This is a genomic window from Kitasatospora sp. NPDC094019, from assembly GCF_044764505.1.
GTDB lineage: Bacteria > Actinomycetota > Actinomycetes > Streptomycetales > Streptomycetaceae > Kitasatospora.
Window position 1 is genome coordinate 254,970 of the sequence record NZ_JBIWIF010000005.1, and the last position, 15,443, is coordinate 270,412.

14 protein-coding genes are annotated in these 15,443 nt (G+C 75.0%); 8 read left to right on the forward strand and 6 right to left on the reverse strand.

Annotated elements, in window-relative coordinates:
• Positions 1–151 precede the first annotated feature (151 nt).
• Entirely contained in the window at positions 152–2,113 is a 1,962-nt protein-coding gene (locus ACIQ9P_RS13540) for a tetratricopeptide repeat protein (protein WP_402354510.1), read from the forward strand.
• A gap of 57 nt (positions 2,114–2,170) precedes the next feature.
• On the opposite strand, the gene ACIQ9P_RS13545 is transcribed toward ACIQ9P_RS13540, so the two are convergent.
• A complete protein-coding gene (locus ACIQ9P_RS13545) occupies positions 2,171–2,590 on the reverse strand; it encodes a Fur family transcriptional regulator (protein ID WP_360018008.1) in 420 nt (139 codons plus the stop codon).
• Between the two features lie 104 nt (positions 2,591–2,694).
• On the opposite strand from ACIQ9P_RS13545, the gene ACIQ9P_RS13550 reads away from it, so the two are divergent.
• A complete protein-coding gene (locus tag ACIQ9P_RS13550) occupies positions 2,695–4,173 on the forward strand; it encodes a catalase (RefSeq protein WP_402354512.1) in 1,479 nt (492 codons plus the stop codon).
• Positions 4,174–4,413: 240 nt separating this feature from the next.
• Here ACIQ9P_RS13550 and hisN read toward each other — a convergent pair whose 3' ends face one another.
• The 5 genes from hisN to ACIQ9P_RS13575 form a co-directional block, all read right to left on the reverse strand.
• The gene (gene hisN, locus ACIQ9P_RS13555; RefSeq protein WP_402354514.1) at positions 4,414–5,211 is read right to left on the reverse strand and encodes a histidinol-phosphatase; all 798 of its coding nucleotides are present in this window, start codon (positions 5,209–5,211) and stop codon (positions 4,414–4,416) included.
• A 74-nt stretch (positions 5,212–5,285) separates the two neighbouring features.
• Positions 5,286–5,609, reverse strand: a complete 324-nt coding sequence (locus tag ACIQ9P_RS13560; protein ID WP_402354516.1) for a DMT family transporter — start codon at positions 5,607–5,609, stop codon at positions 5,286–5,288.
• A gap of 162 nt (positions 5,610–5,771) precedes the next feature.
• Entirely contained in the window at positions 5,772–6,827 is a 1,056-nt protein-coding gene (gene rsgA, locus ACIQ9P_RS13565; protein ID WP_402354518.1) for a ribosome small subunit-dependent GTPase A, read from the reverse strand.
• A 15-nt stretch (positions 6,828–6,842) separates the two neighbouring features.
• The gene (gene aroA / locus ACIQ9P_RS13570; RefSeq protein WP_402354520.1) at positions 6,843–8,174 is read right to left on the reverse strand and encodes a 3-phosphoshikimate 1-carboxyvinyltransferase; all 1,332 of its coding nucleotides are present in this window, start codon (positions 8,172–8,174) and stop codon (positions 6,843–6,845) included.
• A gap of 121 nt (positions 8,175–8,295) precedes the next feature.
• The gene (locus ACIQ9P_RS13575; RefSeq protein WP_402354522.1) at positions 8,296–9,012 is read right to left on the reverse strand and encodes a M50 family metallopeptidase; all 717 of its coding nucleotides are present in this window, start codon (positions 9,010–9,012) and stop codon (positions 8,296–8,298) included.
• A gap of 117 nt (positions 9,013–9,129) precedes the next feature.
• Here ACIQ9P_RS13575 and ACIQ9P_RS13580 point away from each other — a divergent pair, with 117 nt between their 5' ends.
• The 6 genes from ACIQ9P_RS13580 to ACIQ9P_RS13605 all read left to right on the forward strand — a co-directional run bounded on the left by ACIQ9P_RS13580 (position 9,130) and on the right by ACIQ9P_RS13605 (position 15,244).
• Entirely contained in the window at positions 9,130–9,882 is a 753-nt protein-coding gene (locus ACIQ9P_RS13580) for an SOS response-associated peptidase (protein ID WP_402354524.1), read from the forward strand.
• Positions 9,883–10,004: 122 nt separating this feature from the next.
• Positions 10,005–10,661 (forward strand): alpha/beta family hydrolase, encoded by a 657-nt coding sequence (locus ACIQ9P_RS13585; protein WP_402354526.1) that lies wholly within the window; start codon positions 10,005–10,007, stop codon positions 10,659–10,661.
• A 303-nt stretch (positions 10,662–10,964) separates the two neighbouring features.
• Positions 10,965–11,708, forward strand: a complete 744-nt coding sequence (locus ACIQ9P_RS13590; protein ID WP_402354957.1) for a sigma-70 family RNA polymerase sigma factor — start codon at positions 10,965–10,967, stop codon at positions 11,706–11,708.
• The gene (gene rsrA / locus ACIQ9P_RS13595; RefSeq protein WP_402354528.1) at positions 11,705–12,091 is read left to right on the forward strand and encodes a mycothiol system anti-sigma-R factor; all 387 of its coding nucleotides are present in this window, start codon (positions 11,705–11,707) and stop codon (positions 12,089–12,091) included. The genes ACIQ9P_RS13590 and rsrA overlap by 4 nt, the downstream gene beginning before the upstream one ends.
• Positions 12,092–12,410: 319 nt before the next feature.
• Positions 12,411–13,886 (forward strand): HD-GYP domain-containing protein, encoded by a 1,476-nt coding sequence (locus ACIQ9P_RS13600; protein WP_402354530.1) that lies wholly within the window; start codon positions 12,411–12,413, stop codon positions 13,884–13,886.
• Positions 13,883–15,244, forward strand: a complete 1,362-nt coding sequence (locus ACIQ9P_RS13605; protein ID WP_402354532.1) for an HD-GYP domain-containing protein — start codon at positions 13,883–13,885, stop codon at positions 15,242–15,244. Before ACIQ9P_RS13600 ends, ACIQ9P_RS13605 begins: the two co-directional genes overlap by 4 nt.
• Positions 15,245–15,443: the final 199 nt, after the last annotated feature.

Consider the following 15,443-nt stretch of genomic DNA (forward strand, 5'->3'; position numbering starts at 1 on the left):
GTACGCGGGTTGCGGGTGATGCGACGATGGGACACATGGGGGACGTTGCACGGCCGCTGACCGGCCGTCGGGTCGATGCGGCCCCCGTGGAGCGCCCCCGGCCCAGGGCCGGAGGACGACGCCGCGACACTCAGGGGGAGCGGGAGTCGGCATGAGGCTGATCGGCAGGAACGGCGGAACGGGAACGGAACCGGCGGCGACCACCGAGGCGGACACCGAAGCCTGGGCGGAGAGCCCCGAACGACGGCCCGGCGCCCTGCCCGCGCAGCGCACCAGCGGCCTGGCCGAGCGCCGGTCCACGGGCGGCTACGGCCCGGACTCCCTGGTGCACGTCCCGGCCGGCGGCCTCGCCGCCGCGCTCGGCGCCGCCGACGTTCCGGCCGGCCCGGACGTGGAGGGCGACCCCGGCTTCGACTCGGCGAGCTTCGAGACCGCGCTCGCCGCCCGCGAACAGGCCGCCCTGGAGGCCCGGCACCGGCGCGCCGCCGACGACGGCGACCCCGACTCGGCCGCCCGGCTCGGCACCCTGCTGCTGCGCCGCGGTGACCTCGCGGACGCCGAGCCCTATCTCCGGGCCGCCGCCGCGGCGGGCCTGCGCGCGGCCGCCAACAACCTGGGCGTGCTGCTGCACCAGCGCGGCCACCGGGCCGAGGCGGCCCAGTGGTGGCGCCAGGCGGCGGTGGCCGGCAGCGCGCCGGCCGCGCACGCGCTCGGCCTGCAGCTGCGCGACCAGGGCGAGGAAGAGGCGGCCGAGTACTGGCTGCACTTCGCCGCCGACCACGGCCACCCGCTCGGCGCCTACGCGCTGGGCGACCTCATGGAGCACCGCCGGGACGTCCGCGCCGAGCGCTGGTTCAAGGTGTCCGCGGACGCCGGGCACCGGGAGGGCGCCTACCGGCTGGCCCGGATGCGCGAGGCGGCGGGCGACAAGGAGACCGCCGAAGCCTGGTACCGGATCGCCGCGGCCCGCAGTCACGCCCGCGCCGCGCTGCGGCTTGGCGTGCTGCTGGAGGACCGCTCCGGCGGGGAGCCGCCGCTGCTGGACGAGGCCGCCCGCTGGTACCGGCAGTCGGCGCAGAACGGCGAGCCGCGGGCCGCGTGCGCGCTGGGCTACCTGCTGCGCGACTCCGGGGACCTGGGCGCGGCCGCCGAGTGGTGGCAGGAGGCCGCCGAGGCGGGCGACGGCAACGCCGCGAACGCGCTGGGCGCGCTGCACGCCTCGCGCGGCGCGGCCGCCGAGGCGGAGCGCTGGTACCGCAGCGCGCTGGAGGCGGGGGACCACAACGGCGCGTTCAACCTGGGGCTGCTGTGCGCCGGGGCGGGCCGTGACCAGCAGGCCGAGCAGTGGTACCGGCGGGCCGCGTACGCCGGGCACCGGGAGGCGTGCAACGCGCTGGCCGTGGTGCTGCTGCAGCGCGGCGACGAGTCGGGCGCCGAGCCGTGGTTCTCCCGGGCCGCCGAGGCCGGCAGCGTGGACGGCGCGTTCAACCTGGGCGTGTTGTACGCCGGGCGCGGCGAGCAGCGGCAGGCGCAGGAGTGGTACGCGCGGGCCGCCGCGGAGGGGCACGGCGAGGCGGCGCTGCAGCTGGCGGTCGTGCAGGAGCAGCGGGGCAACGCGGCGGGCGCGCTGGAGCGTTACCGGCAGGCGGCGGCGGGCGGTTCGGCGGAGGGCGCGTTCCGGCTGGCGTCGGTGCTGGACCGGCGCGGGGACGCCGACGCGGAGGCCGAGCACTGGTACGCGCTGGCGGCGGACGCGGGGCACCGCCGGGCGCAGGTCCGGATGGGGGTGCGGGCGGCCGAGCGGGGGGCGCTGGAGATCGCGGAGAGCTGGTACCGGCGGGCGGCGGAGGCGGGCAGCCGCAGCGCCGCGTTCAACCTGGGTCTGCTGCTGGCGCGGCAGGACAGCGAGGCCGAGGCGATGCTCTGGTACACCCGCGCGGCGGACGCCGGACACGGGCGGGCGGCGCTGCGGCTCGCCCTGCTGGCGCTGCGCCGGGGGGAGCCGGTGCAGGCGGAGGGCTGGTGCCGGCGGGCCGCGGACTACGGTCCGGCGGAGGTCGCCGAGCGGGCGGGCCGGCTGCTGGGCGCGCTGCACGCGGAACTCAGCGCGTAGCCGTTCCGCTCAGGGGCCGTGCGGTTCGGACTGCGCGCGGTTCGGGGTCCGCGCGGATCAGGGTCTGTTCACGCACTGCGGACACAGGCCGCGGTAGGTGATCTCGGCGCCGGAGACGGTGAAGCCGAACCGTTCGGCCTCGGGCAGCGCGGCCAGCGGGTCCCCCAGCGGGTGGACGTCGCGGATGGCGCCGCAGCCCGAGCAGATCAGGTGCTGGTGGGCGTGGTGCGCGTTGGGGTCGTAGCGCTTGGCGCGGCCGTCGGTGGCGACCTCCAGCACCTCGCCGATGCAGACGAGTTCGCCGAGCGTGTTGTACACGGTGGCGCGGCTGATCTCGGGCAGCCGTTCCACCGCGCGGGCGTGCACCTCGTCGGCGGTCAGGTGCACGTGCTCGCCGTCGAGGACCTCGGCCACGACCCGGCGCTGCGCGGTCAGCCGCCATCCACGTCCACGAAGTCGTTCCAGCAGGTCACTCATGGACCAAGGGTAAGTGAGACTCCGAGTTTGGTTCCAGTGTTGACTTGGACAAAGTCCAAGTTAGGATCGGTTCGTCACGACCGGATCACGCGGAGGCCCCTCACATGACTACCCAGGACGAGCTGCGCCCCACCCTCACGACGGAGGCGGGTGCCCCCGTCGCCGACAACCAGAACACCGAGACCGCCGGTGTCGGCGGTCCGGCGCTGATCCAGGACCAGCTGCTGTTCGAGAAGCTCGCGCACTTCAACCGCGAGCGCATCCCGGAGCGCGTGGTGCACGCCCGCGGCGCCGCCGCCTACGGCACCTTCACGCTGACGGCCGACGTCTCCCGCTGGACCCGGGCCGCCTTCCTCTCCGAGGTCGGCAAGCAGACCGAGACCTTCCTGCGGTTCTCCACCGTGGCGGGCAACCTCGGCTCGGCGGACGCGGTGCGCGACCCGCGCGGCTTCGCGCTGAAGTTCTACACCGAGGAGGGGAACTACGACCTCGTCGGCAACAACACCCCGGTGTTCTTCATCAAGGACGCCATCAAGTTCCCGGACTTCATCCACACCCAGAAGCGGGACCCGTACACCGGCTCGCAGGAGGCGGACAACGTCTGGGACTTCTGGGGCCTGTCGCCCGAGTCCACCCACCAGGTGACCTGGCTGTTCGGCGACCGCGGCATCCCCGCCTCCTACCGCCACCTGAACGGCTACGGCTCGCACACCTACCAGTGGCAGAACGAGGCCGGCGAGTACTTCTGGGTGAAGTACCACTTCAAGACGGACCAGGGGATCAAGAACCTCTCCGCGGACGAGGCCAACCGGCTCGCCGGCGAGGACCCGGACAGCCACCAGCGCGACCTGCGCGAGGCCATCGAGCGCGGCGAGTTCCCGACCTGGACGGTGCAGGTCCAGATCATGCCGGCCGAGGACGCGGCGAACTACCGCTTCAACCCGTTCGACCTGACCAAGGTCTGGCCGCACGAGGACTACCCGCCGATCGAGATCGGCAAGCTGGAGCTCAACCGCAACCCCGACAACGTCTTCGCCGAGGTCGAGCAGTCGATCTTCTCCCCGGGGCACTTCGTGCCCGGCATCGGCCCGTCCCCGGACAAGATGCTGCAGGGCCGCCTGTTCGCCTACGCGGACGCCCACCGCTACCGCGTCGGCATCAACGCCGACCACCTGCCGGTGAACCGTCCGCACGCCACCGAGGCGCTCACCAACAGCCGGGACGGCCACCTCTACGACGGCCGCCACGGCCGCCGCAAGAACTACGAGCCGAACAGCTTCGGCGGCCCGGTGCAGACCGGCCGCCCGCTGTGGGCGGCGACCCCGGTCACCGGGGCGACCGGCAACCACGAGGCGCCCTCGCACGCCGAGGACGACGACTTCGTGCAGGCGGGCAACCTCTACCGGCTGTTCTCCGAGGAGGAGAAGCAGCGGCTGGTCGCCAACCTGGCCGGCTTCATCGCCAAGGTCTCGGCCGACCGCGACGACATCGTCGAGCGGGCGGTCGAGAACTTCCGCAAGGCCGACGCCGACTACGGCCGGCGTCTTGAGACGGCGGTGCGGGAACTGCGCAAGCAGGGCTGACGCACCGCGCGGCGGGGCCCGGTGAGGGGCCCCGTCGAGCAGCGGGCCCCGGGTGCCGAGGAGAACCGGCATCCGGGGCCGTGTTGTCGCCCGCTCGCCTCCGGGGCGCTTCTGTCCGGTGCCGACGGTCGGCGCTCCGAGGCCGCTCGTACCTCGCGGCCTCCTCGCCGCTCCCTTTCGGCACCGGCGCGCCCCTTCGGCTCGGGGCGGTGTTGTCGCCCGCTCGCGGGGCGGAGGCTGTCAGACGCTCAGCCGGTCCAGGGCCTCCTGGTGGAGCAGGCCGTTGGAGGCGACCGCGTCGGCGCCGCCCGGGCCCGGGACGCCGTCCAGGCCGGTGAAGCGGCCGCCGGCCTCCTCGACGATGACGCTGTTCGCCGCCATGTCCCACAGCGAGAGTTCCGGCTCGGCGGCGATGTCCACCGCGCCCTCGGCGACCATCATGTAGGACCAGAAGTCGCCGTAGGCGCGGGTGCGCCAGCAGGCCCGGGTGAGGTCCAGGAACGGCTCCAGCCGGCCGCGCTCCTCCCAGCCGGACAGCGAGGAGTAGGAGAACGAGGCGTCCTCGATCCGGGAGACGCCGGACACGTGGATCCGGGAAGCCTTGGCCAGGCTGCGCCCCGCGTACGCGCCGAGGCCCTTGGCAGCCCACCAGCGGCGGTGCAGCGCGGGGGCGGAGACGATGCCGACGACGGGGCGCTCCACCCCGTCCGGGCCGTCCTCCAGCAGCGCGATCAGGGTGGCCCAGACCGGGACGCCGCGGATGTAGTTCTTGGTGCCGTCGATCGGGTCGATCACCCACCGGCGCGGGCCCGAGCCCTGGAGGCCGAACTCCTCGCCGAGCACCGCGTCGCGCGGGCGGGCCCGCTGCAGGATGCTGCGGACCAGTTCCTCGGTGGCCTTGTCGGCGTCGCTGACGGGCGTGAGGTCGGGCTTGGTCTCGACCTTCAGGTCGAGTGCGCGGAAGCGCTCCAGGGTGACCGAGTCGGCCGAGTCGGCGAGGACGTGGGCGAGTCGGAGATCGTCGTGGTAGTCGGCCATGCCGGAAACCCTAGCGCGGACCGGCCCCCGGGCCCGGGCACCGGTCCCGGCGGGTGTCCGTCGACGGGTGTCCGTCAGTGGGCGGAGCCACTGAGCTGGAGACCGATCACCCCGGCGATGACCAGGGAGATCGAGACCAGTTTGAGCACCGAGGTGGTCTCGTCCAGGAAGAGCATGCCGTAGATCGCGGTGCCGGCGGCCCCGATGCCCGTCCACACCGCGTAGGCGGGGCCGACCGGGAGCGTCTTCAGCGAGATGGTCAGCAGACCGAAGCTGCCCAGCGCGAAGACGCAGAAGCTGACGGTGGGCCAGAGCTTGGTGAAGCCCTCGCTGAGCTTGAGGTTGATCGCGAAGCCGGTCTCCAGCAGTCCGGCCAGGATCACCAGGGCCCATGCCATCGCGTGCTCTCCCTGTCGCTCGGGGATCGGTCGGGATCGGTCGGGAACCCGTCGGCGGGACCGGGTGCCGGGCGGACCGTGATCCGGCCCGACTTTCCTATGATCACCACGAGCGGGCGCTCCGACACCTCGAACGCCGGAACCGGAGCGCCGCACCGGCCGTCAGTCGCCCTCCCGGGCCTCCTTGCTGGCGAGCAGCCGGCGCAGCGAGTACAGCCGGGCCTGGTCGGCGTGGCCGTCGGCGACCCAGGCGTCCAGCGCGCAGTCCGGCTCGTCGTGGCTGCACGCGCGCGGGCATTCGGCGGTGCCGGGCTCCAGGTCGGGGAAGGCCAGGATGACCCGGGACGGGTCGATGTGGGAGAGCCCGAACGACCGGAAGCCGGGGGTGTCGATCACCCAGCCGGTGTCCAGCGCCTTCCTCGAACCGGGCTTGGCGCCGGGCGGCGGCGGCAGCCGCAGCGCGAGCGCCGACACCGTGGTGTGCCGGCCCCGGCCGGTGACGGCGTTGACGTGGCCGGTGACCCGCTGCCGCTCCGGGACGAGCGCGTTGACGAGGGTGGTCTTGCCGACGCCGGAGTGGCCGATGAACACCGTGCTCAGCCCGCGCAGGTGTTCCCGCACGGCCTCGGCGCCGGCGCCCTCCAGTTCGTCCCTGCGGGTGACCACGTACTGGATGCCGAGCGGGGCGTAGGACTCCAGCAGCGGTTCGGCCGGGGCCAGGTCGGCCTTGGTCAGCACGAGCAGCGGCTCCATGCCGGCGTCGTAGGCGGCGACCAGGCAGCGGTCGATCAGCCGGGGCCGGGGCTCCGGGTCGGCCAGCGCGGTGACGATGGCGAGCTGATCGGCGTTGGCGACCACGATCCGCTCGTACGGGTCGTCGTCGTCCGCGGTGCGCCGCAGCACCGAGGTGCGCTCCTCGACCCGGACGATCCGGGCCAGGGTGTCGGCGTCCCCGGAGAGGTCCCCGACCAGGGAGACGATGTCGCCGACGACCACGCCCTTGCGTCCCAGCTCACGGGCCTTCATGGCCGTGACCTGGCGCTCCTGCTTGCTGCCCGGGTCGACCAGACAGGTCACCCGGCCGCGGTCGACGGTGAGCACCATCGCCTCGTCGGCGTCCTCGTGCTTGGGCCGGATCCGGGTCCGCGGCCGGGAGCCCCGGCGGGCGGGGCGGTTGCGGATGTCGTCCTCGTCGGCGTCCTTGCCGTAGCGGCGCATGTCCCCAGTCCCCGCTCAGCCGCCCGCCACCGGTCCGGCGAGCAGTTCGTCCCACATGGCGGGGAAGTCCGGCAGCGTCTTGGCGGTGGTGGCCACGTTCTCGACCTGGACGCCGGGCACGGCGAGGCCGACCACGGCGGCGGCGGTCGCCAGCCGGTGGTCCTCGTAGGTGTGGAAGACGCCGCCGGTCAGCTTGCGCGGGCGGATCCGCAGGCCGTCCTCGGTCTCGCTGACGTCGCCGCCGAGGCCGTTGATCTCCTTGGCGAGCGCCGCGAGCCGGTCGGTCTCGTGCAGCCGCAGGTGGGCGATGCCGTAGAGGTGCGACTCGGAGTCGGCGAGGGCGGCGACGGCCGCGATCACCGGGGTGAGCTCGCCGACGTCGTGCAGATCGGCCTCGATGCCGTGGATCCGGTCGCCGCCGGTGAAGCGCAGGCCCTCGTCGGTGAACTCGCAGCTGCCGCCCATCCGGGTGTACAGCTCGCGCAGCTGGTCGCCGGGCTGGGTGGTGTGCCGGGGCCAGTCGCGGACGGTGACCCGGCCGCCGGTGACCAGGGCGGCGGCGAAGAACGGCGCGGCGTTGGAGAGGTCGGGCTCGACCACCAGGTCACGGCCGAGCAGGGCGCCGGGGGTGACCCGCCAGACGTCCTTCTCACCGCCGTCCTCGGGGGCGTCCACCTGGACGCCGGCCAGGCGCAGCATGTCGACGGTCATCCGGATGTGCGGCAGCGAGGGCACCGGCCCGCCGACGTGCCGGACCTCGACGCCGTTGTTGTAGCGCGCGCCCGAGAGCAGCAGGGCGGAGACGAACTGGGAGGAGGCGGAGGCGTCCAGCTGGACGGTGCCGCCGTCGAGGGCGCCGGTGCCGTGCACGGTGAGCGGGAAGGTGCCGCGGCCGCCGTCCTCGATCCGGGCGCCGAGCACGCGCAGGGCGTCGATCACACCGTGCTGGGGGCGCTCGTGGCTGCGCGGGTCGCCGTCGAAGTGGACCGGGCCGTCGGCGAGGACGGCGAGCGGGGGCAGGAAGCGCATGACCGTGCCGGCGTTGCCGACGTCGACCGAGGCCGGGCCGCGCAGCGCGGGAGCGGGGATGACCCGCCACGCCTCGCCGCCGCCGGTGCCGCCGGTGTCGTTGTTGACCTGCTCCTCGATGGTGACGCCGAGGGCGCGCAGGCCGTCCGCCATCAGCTGGGAGTCACGGCTGCGCAGCGGGCGGCGCACCCAGCCCGGCCCGTCGGCGAGCGCGGCCAGCACCAGGGCCCGGTTGGTGACCGACTTGGAGCCGGGAATGGTGACGGTGGCGTCCACGGGGGTGGTCGCGACGGGGGCGGGCCACAGGGTCTCGGTCATGCGGCCAGTCTAGGGGCCGTGGTGGGGCTCGCCCGTTCGCCTCCGATGCGCGGGCCGGGGCGGACGGCGCGGGTCGGCGGGCGGGCGTCGGGGCTGGACCGGGGCGGACCGGGGGCGGGGCTCAGAGCGGGCGCAGCAGCCAGTCGGCGCCGAGGCCGAGGGCGGCGAGGGCGGTGACGAGGAAGAGCGTGACCCAGGCGAGGCCGGGGACGCCGGTGAGCCGGGCGAGCTGGTCGGCGTCGGAGTCGCCGGCCTGGCCGTGCCGGCGCTGCCGCTGGAGTTCGAGCACCGGGCGGACGGCGCCGAACAGCAGGAACCAGGTGCCGAGGTAGGCGAAGCCGGCCTGGACCTGGGCCGAACCGAACCAGGTGACCAGGAAGAAGGCGCCGCCGGTGAGCAGCACGCTGAGGAAGCCGAAGGCGTTGCGGATCCGCACCAGCAGGGCCAGCAGCAGGACGATGGCCAGCCACAGCAGCAGGGTGATCCGGTCGGCGGCGAGCAGGGCGGCGCAGCCGAGGCCGAGCAGGGCGGGGGTGAGGTAGCCGGCCGCGGCGGTCAGGACCATGCCGGGGCCGGTGGGGCGCCCGTAGGACAGGGTGAGGCCGGAGGTGTCGGAGTGCAGCCGGATGCCGGCCAGCTTGCGCCTGGTGGCGAGGGCGGCGAGGCCGTGGCCGCCCTCGTGGGCGATGGTGACGGCGTTGCGGGCGATCCGCCACAGCGGGCGGGTGAGCACGGTGAGCAGCGCGACGGCGCCGGCGGCGAGGACGAGCCAGCCGGGCGGGTCGGGCTGGGTGCCGGTGACGGCGGTCCACAGCTCGTCGAGGGTCCTGGCGTCCATGGGTCTCCTCCGCCTCGGTTCGGCCGCTCCTTCGGTACGGCAGCCTGTCATGGAGGGGACGGCGGTCCCGGGGCGGGTGGTTCTGGGGGGCGGCCGGGGCCGTGGCAAGCTGACGGCATGTGTGGTCGCTTCGCCGCGAGTAACCGGCCCGAGGACATCGTCGAGCTGTTCGGTGTGCAGCAGTGGGATCCGGCCGAGACCCTGGACCCGAGCTGGAACGTCGCCCCCACCCAGAGCGCGCTGGTGGTGCTGGAGCGGCTGCCGAAGGGCGCGGCACGGCCGGTGCGGCAGCTGCGGGCGCTGCGCTGGGGGCTGGTGCCGCAGTGGGCGAAGTCGCCGGAGACGGCGGTGAAGATGATCAACGCCCGGTCGGACACGGTGCACGAGAAGCCCTCCTACCGGCAGGCGTTCGCGTCCCGCCGGTGCATCCTGCCGGTGGACGGTTACTACGAGTGGCAGACCGTCCCGGCGGAGCGGGGCAAGCCGAAGAAGAAGCCGTTCTTCGTGTCCCGGGCGGACGGCGCGCCGCTGGCGCTGGCGGGGCTGTACGAGTTCTGGCGCAACCGGACGGTGCCCTCGGACCATCCGGAGGGCTGGCTGGTGACGTTCACGGTGGTGACGACGGAGGCGGAGGAACTGTTGGCGCCGGTCCACGAGCGGATGCCGCTGTTCCTGGACCCGGGATCGTTCGACGACTGGCTGGACCCGGGGCTCGACGAGCCGGAGGAGGCGCGGCGGCTGCTGATACCCCCGCCGCCGGGGGCACTGCGGCTGACCGCGGTGTCGCCGGACGTCGGCAGCATCCGCAACAACCACGCCGGGCTGACCGAGCCCTGGGTCGAGGTCGAGCACGGGACCACGTTGTTCTGAGTTGTTCCGAGTCGACGTTCTGAGCCGAGGTCGTTCCCGCCCCGCCGTTCCGAGCCCTTCCGTTCCGACCCCTCCGGCGCGCGCCCCGTGCGCGCCGCCGCCCCGAGAGGACCGCAGCCGCCGTGACCGCCGACACCGCCCCCGTGACCCGGGAGCTCGTACCCACCCCCGCCGGGGACGCCCGGATCACCCTCCATCCGGCGGCCGCGCCGCGGGCGGTGCTGGCGCTGGGCCACGGCGCCGGCGGCGGGACCGAGGCGCGGGACCTCGCGGCGCTGGCCGCCGCGCTGCCGGCCCGGGGGGTGTCGGTGGCGCTGGTGGAGCAGCCGTGGCGGGTGGCCGGGAAGAAGGTGGCGCCCGCGCCGCGCACCCTGGACACCGGGTGGACGCCGGTGGCCGAGCGGCTGGCGGAGGCCGGTCCGCCGCTGGTGGCGGGCGGGCGCAGCGCGGGCGCGAGGGTGGCCTGCCGGACCGGTGCGGCGACCGGGGCGGTGGGCGTGCTGGCGCTGGCGTTCCCGCTGCACCCGCCGGGGAAGCCGGAGCGCAGCCGGGCCGGGGAACTGCTGGGCACGGGGCTGCCGACGCTGGTGGTGCAGGGGGCGGCGGACCCGTTCGGCGGACCGGCCGAGTTCCCGGAGCTGCCGGCCTCGCACGAACTGTTGGCGCTGGAGTACGGCAACCACGGCTTCGAGGTGCCGAAGCGGGCGCCGCTGGAGCGGGAGGAGCTGCTGGAGCTGATCGTCGCCGCGGTGGGGGACTGGGTGCTGCGGCTGGTGTGAGCGGGTGCGGCGGGCCCGGCGGGCCGGGTGCGGCGGGCCGCGCGCGGGTGGCGCGGATCAGCCCGCGGGGGCCGGGAATGCGGGCGGGGCCGCCGTGGTTGACGCCCTTGTCAGCATGAGTCCCGGTGGAAGGCAGGGCAGATGGGTTCGATCGCGTGCCCCGAGCGGCCCGAGCAGCGCGAGGCCGACTCGGCCTTCGTGCCGTCGTGGTCGGACTGGATCGGCGCGGGCGAGAAGCCCGTCGGCCCGATATCCTCGCTTCCGGGGCGGCCCGCGGTGGGCCGTGTCCGTCATGCCGAGGAGGTGGGTCCGGTCGTCGGGACCGAGCACGAGGCCGAGCCGGGCCGTGGCCCGGAGGAGAGCCTGCCCACGGGCGAGGCGCTCACCGGTGAGGAGCTGGCCGAGGCGATCGGCGAGGACACCTTCCGGGTGTCGGCCGAGGAGACCGAGGAGGCCCGGCGGGAGCGCTTCGAGCGCGACGCCCTGGGCTACCTGGACCCGATGTACTCGGCGGCGCTGCGGATGACCCGCAACCCCGCTGACGCGGAGGACCTCCTCCAGGAGGCGTTCGCCAAGGCGTACGCGTCCTTCCACCAGTTCCGCGAGGGCACCAACCTCAAGGCGTGGCTGTACCGCATCCTCACCAACACGTTCATCAACTCGTACCGCAAGAAGCAGCGGGAGCCCCAGCGCACCGCCGCCGAGGAGATCGAGGACTGGCAGCTGGCCCGGGCCGAGTCGCACATGTCGACCGGTCTGCGCTCGGCGGAGACCCAGGCCCTGGACCACCTTCCGGACAGTGATGTGAAGGACGCCCTCCAGGCGATTCCGGAGGAGTTCCGCATCGCCGTCTATCTCGCGGACGTCGAGGGCTTTGCGTACAAGGAGATCGCGGACATCATGGGTACTCCCATCGGTACGGTGATGTCCCGACTGCACCGCGGTCGCCGTCAGTTGCGCGGCATGCTGGAGGACTACGCCCGTGAGCGCGGGCTGGTCCCGGCCGGTAGCGGGGCAGGGCAGGAAGCGAAGGGCTCGGGTTCATGAGCTGCGGCGATCCGCACGACACCGAGTGTGGCGAGGTCCTCGACCACCTCTACGAATTCCTCGACAACGAGATGGCCGAGGGCGACTGCGCCAAGCTGCGCGTGCACTTCGACGAGTGCTCGCCGTGCCTGAAGCAGTACGGGCTGGAGCAGGCGATCAAGGCGCTGATCAAGCGTTCCTGCGGCTGCGACGACACCCCGGCCGATCTGCGCGGCAAGGTCCTGGCCAGGATCGACTCGATCCGGGCCGGGCAGCGGACGGGTGAGCCACTGGTGGTCTCGGTCGAGACGACAGTGGAGGTGACGGTCGAGGCGGCGGTCGAGGTGCGCCCCGAACCGGCCGCCGACCCGGACCGCGCCGCTCAGGCGGCGGCGGGCACCTAGGACCTGGTCGCGCGGCGAACGGCCTACACCGGACGGCCCCGGGAGCGGACGCTCTCGGGGCCGCTCCGTGTCCGCGCCCCTTCCACCCGGATGCGCCGTCACTCGTTCGAGTGAGTTGGTGGGGTGCCAGCAGCGGCATTGCGCGATCATGCGTCCCCGCGCCGGAGTGGCGCCCTATCCTCCTGACGGACGCTCACCGTCGCCCGTCCGCCGCCCCTCCGGCGTGCGACCGGCCGACGGGCCAGGACGGCGCGGGCCAGGACGTGGGGAGGTCGGGATCGCTACCGACAGCGGGGACACGGACCTGCCGCGGGGAGCCGTGCGCTACCTCGTGGCGGTGCCGGTGGCCGCGCTCTGCTGCCTGCTGCCGCTGCTGCCGCTCCCCGTCCCGGTGGCCGGGGCGCACTGGCTCGGCGCCCCGGTGGACTGGCCGAAGGTCGGGCTGCTGGCCTTCCTCCACGGCTGCTGGGAGTCGCTCGCCCAGGGGCTGCCCAGCCCCTGCCTGCGCCTGGTCCGGCTGCTGCTGCGCCGCCCGCAGCCGCACGGCCGTGCACCGGCCCGGCCCGATGTCAACGCCTTCTTCCCGGTGCTGTTCGCCGGGGTGCTGATGCTTCCTCCGGCCGCCGCCGCGCTGGTCGCGGCCCCGGCCGCGCTGCTCGGCGCCGCCGAGCCGACCTGCCGCCGCCGCCAGGTGTGGAACGGCTCCCAGCTCGCGCTGTCCGCCTTCGCGGCCTCGGTGGTGTTCCACCGGCTGGCCGGCCCGCAGCTGCTGCTCGGCTCCCGTTTCCCCGCCGCGCTGCTGCCCGGGTGCGCCGCGCTGGCCGCGTTCTGCCTGGTCAACGGGGTGCTGGTGGGTGCCATGCGGCTGCTGGCGGAGAGCCCCCGGCGCCCGCCGGCGCACCGCTCGTCGGGACACCGATCCCCGGCGCACCGCCGCGCGGCCGCCGTACCCGGCCTGCCGGTGCTGGTGCACGCGGCCGGCGGGCTGATGGTGGCGGTGCTGTGGCAGGGCCCGTACGGCGCGTTCGCGGCGCTGCTGGCCCTGCTGCCGCTGTCCATCTCGGCCTGGGTGTTCGCCCAGGGGCACCGGGAGCGCGACGCCCACCAGGCCACCGTCCAGGCACTGGTCCAGGCGGTGGAGATCAAGGACGCCTACACCCGAGGGCACAGCGAACGGGTCGGCCGGGCCTCGGTGCTGATCGCCGGCCAGCTCGGCATGGAGGCCGAGCGACTGCGCACCCTGCGGTACGCGGGCGTCCTGCACGACGTCGGCAAGCTCGGCGTCGCCACCGAGCTGCTCCGCAGAAACGGTCCCCTCACCGAGGCCGAGCGGCGGGCCGTCGAGGTGCACCCGGTGCACGGCTACGAGCTGGTGCGCGGCATCTCCTTCCTCGGCGAGGCGCACTCGGGGATCCTGCACCACCACGAACGGATGGACGGGCGCGGCTACCCGAGCGGACTGGCGGGGGAGCAGATCCCCGAGTTCGCCCGGATCATCTCGGTCGCCGACGCCTTCGACTCGATGACCTCCACCCGCTCCTACCGGCGCGGGCGGCCGGTCACCGAGGCGGTGGCCGAGCTGGAACGCTGCTCGGGCAGCCAGTTCGACCCGGTGATGGTGCGGGCGCTGGTCGACGCCCTGGCCGTGCACGACTGGCAGCCGGTGCTGCCGCCGCCCGACACGATCAGGGCGGTGCCGGACATCCCGCTGGGCGTACCCGAGCCGGTCCGGGCCGCGCCGCGCGGGGTGCCAGCCCAGGGCGGCGGCTCGGTGCCGACGGCCGGGCCGTCGTGAGCGCCGGGCGGGGCGCGGGCCCGACGGTGGGCGCCGGGCGCGGCGGGGACTCCGAGGGGTGCGCCGGAGTGGTGTGCGCGGTGCACGGCGCCGCGCTGGCGCTGCTGGCCGCGTCCCTCGGGGCGGTCGCGGTGCGGGGCGTGTCCGCGCCCGGGGTGGCGCTGGCGTTCGTGCTGCTGATCGCGCTCGGCGAGTGCGTCCGGATCACCCTTCCGGGCGATCGCGAGCAGGCGCCGATCGGCGCGGCGGGCGCGCTGGCGTACGCGCTGCTCGGTCCGCTGCGCGGACTGCCGACCGGGCACGGGGTGCTCCAGGTGGTGGCGGTGACCGGCGCGGGCCTGCTGCTGGCGCTGCTGCCCGGGGCGCTGGCACCGGCCCTGCGGCCGAGGCACGGGGGGCGCCGACGGGTGCGGGCGCCCTGGCGGGAGCGGGCCCGCCGGGACGGGGCGGCGCGGCGGCTGCTCGGGGCGGCGTTCGCGGCCGCCGTGTTCCAGCCGCTCTACAACAGCGGGGTGGTGGACCGGTTCTCCGCCGACGGCCCCGCGTACGGGGCGTTCCTGACCGCCGTGGCCGCGTTGGCCGCCCTGTGCGACGCGGTGCTGGCGGCGGTGCTGCGGCGGGCCCGCAGCGGGCTGCGGTTCCCGGCCGGTCTGGAGGACGAGCTGCGCTCGCTGTTCGGGATCGGCTCGGCGATCGCCGCCACCGGGATGCTGGTCAGTCTCGCCGCCGGGGAGGTGGGCCTCTGGGCGCTGCCGCTGTTCTGCGCGCCGCTGCTGCTGGCGCAGGTGTCGTTCCGGCGGGCGGCGGCCGTGCGGGCCACCACCGGGCAGACCATCGCCAGCCTGGCCAAGGCGACCGAGGTGGCGGGCTACACGCCGCCGGGACACGCCCGCCGGGTGGCCGACACCGCCTGCGCGGTCGGCCGTGAGCTGGGCCTCGGCACCCGGGAGCTGGCCCTGCTGGAGTACGCGGCGCTGATGCACGACGTGGGTCAGCTGTCGCTGGTGGAGCCGGTGCCCGGTGGGGCGACGGCACTGCTGCCGGACGAGGAGCAGCAGCGGATCGCCCGGCTCGGCAGCGAGGTGATCCGGCGTACCGGGGTGCCGCGGCAGGTGGCCGAACAGGTCGCCCGGCTGGCCGATCCGCATCCCGGGTCGGACGGCGGCGGGCGGGCGGTGCCGCTGGCGGCGCGGATCATCCGGGTGGCGAACGCGCACGACGACCTGCTGACGGCGGCCCGGGGGCGCGGGCTGGGGGAGGCGGTGGGCCGGTTGGAGGTACTGGAGGCGCTGCGGCTGGGGCGGGGGCGGGTGTACGACGCCCGGGTGGTGGACGCGCTGGTCCGGGTCCGCGGCTGAGCGCCGGGGCGCTCGCGGGGGCTCGCCGGGCGGCGTGGCGGGGTGCGCGGGGCGGGCGTGGAGCGGGCGCGAGCCGGGGCCGGACCGCCCCGGCCCGGGGTTGAGGCGCCGGGCCGGGGCGGGCAGGCTGGGGGGAGGGGCCGGATACGGGCAACCTCGGCGGTGGGGAGCGCGGGCGGTGGCCGTCGTGGTTGGATGC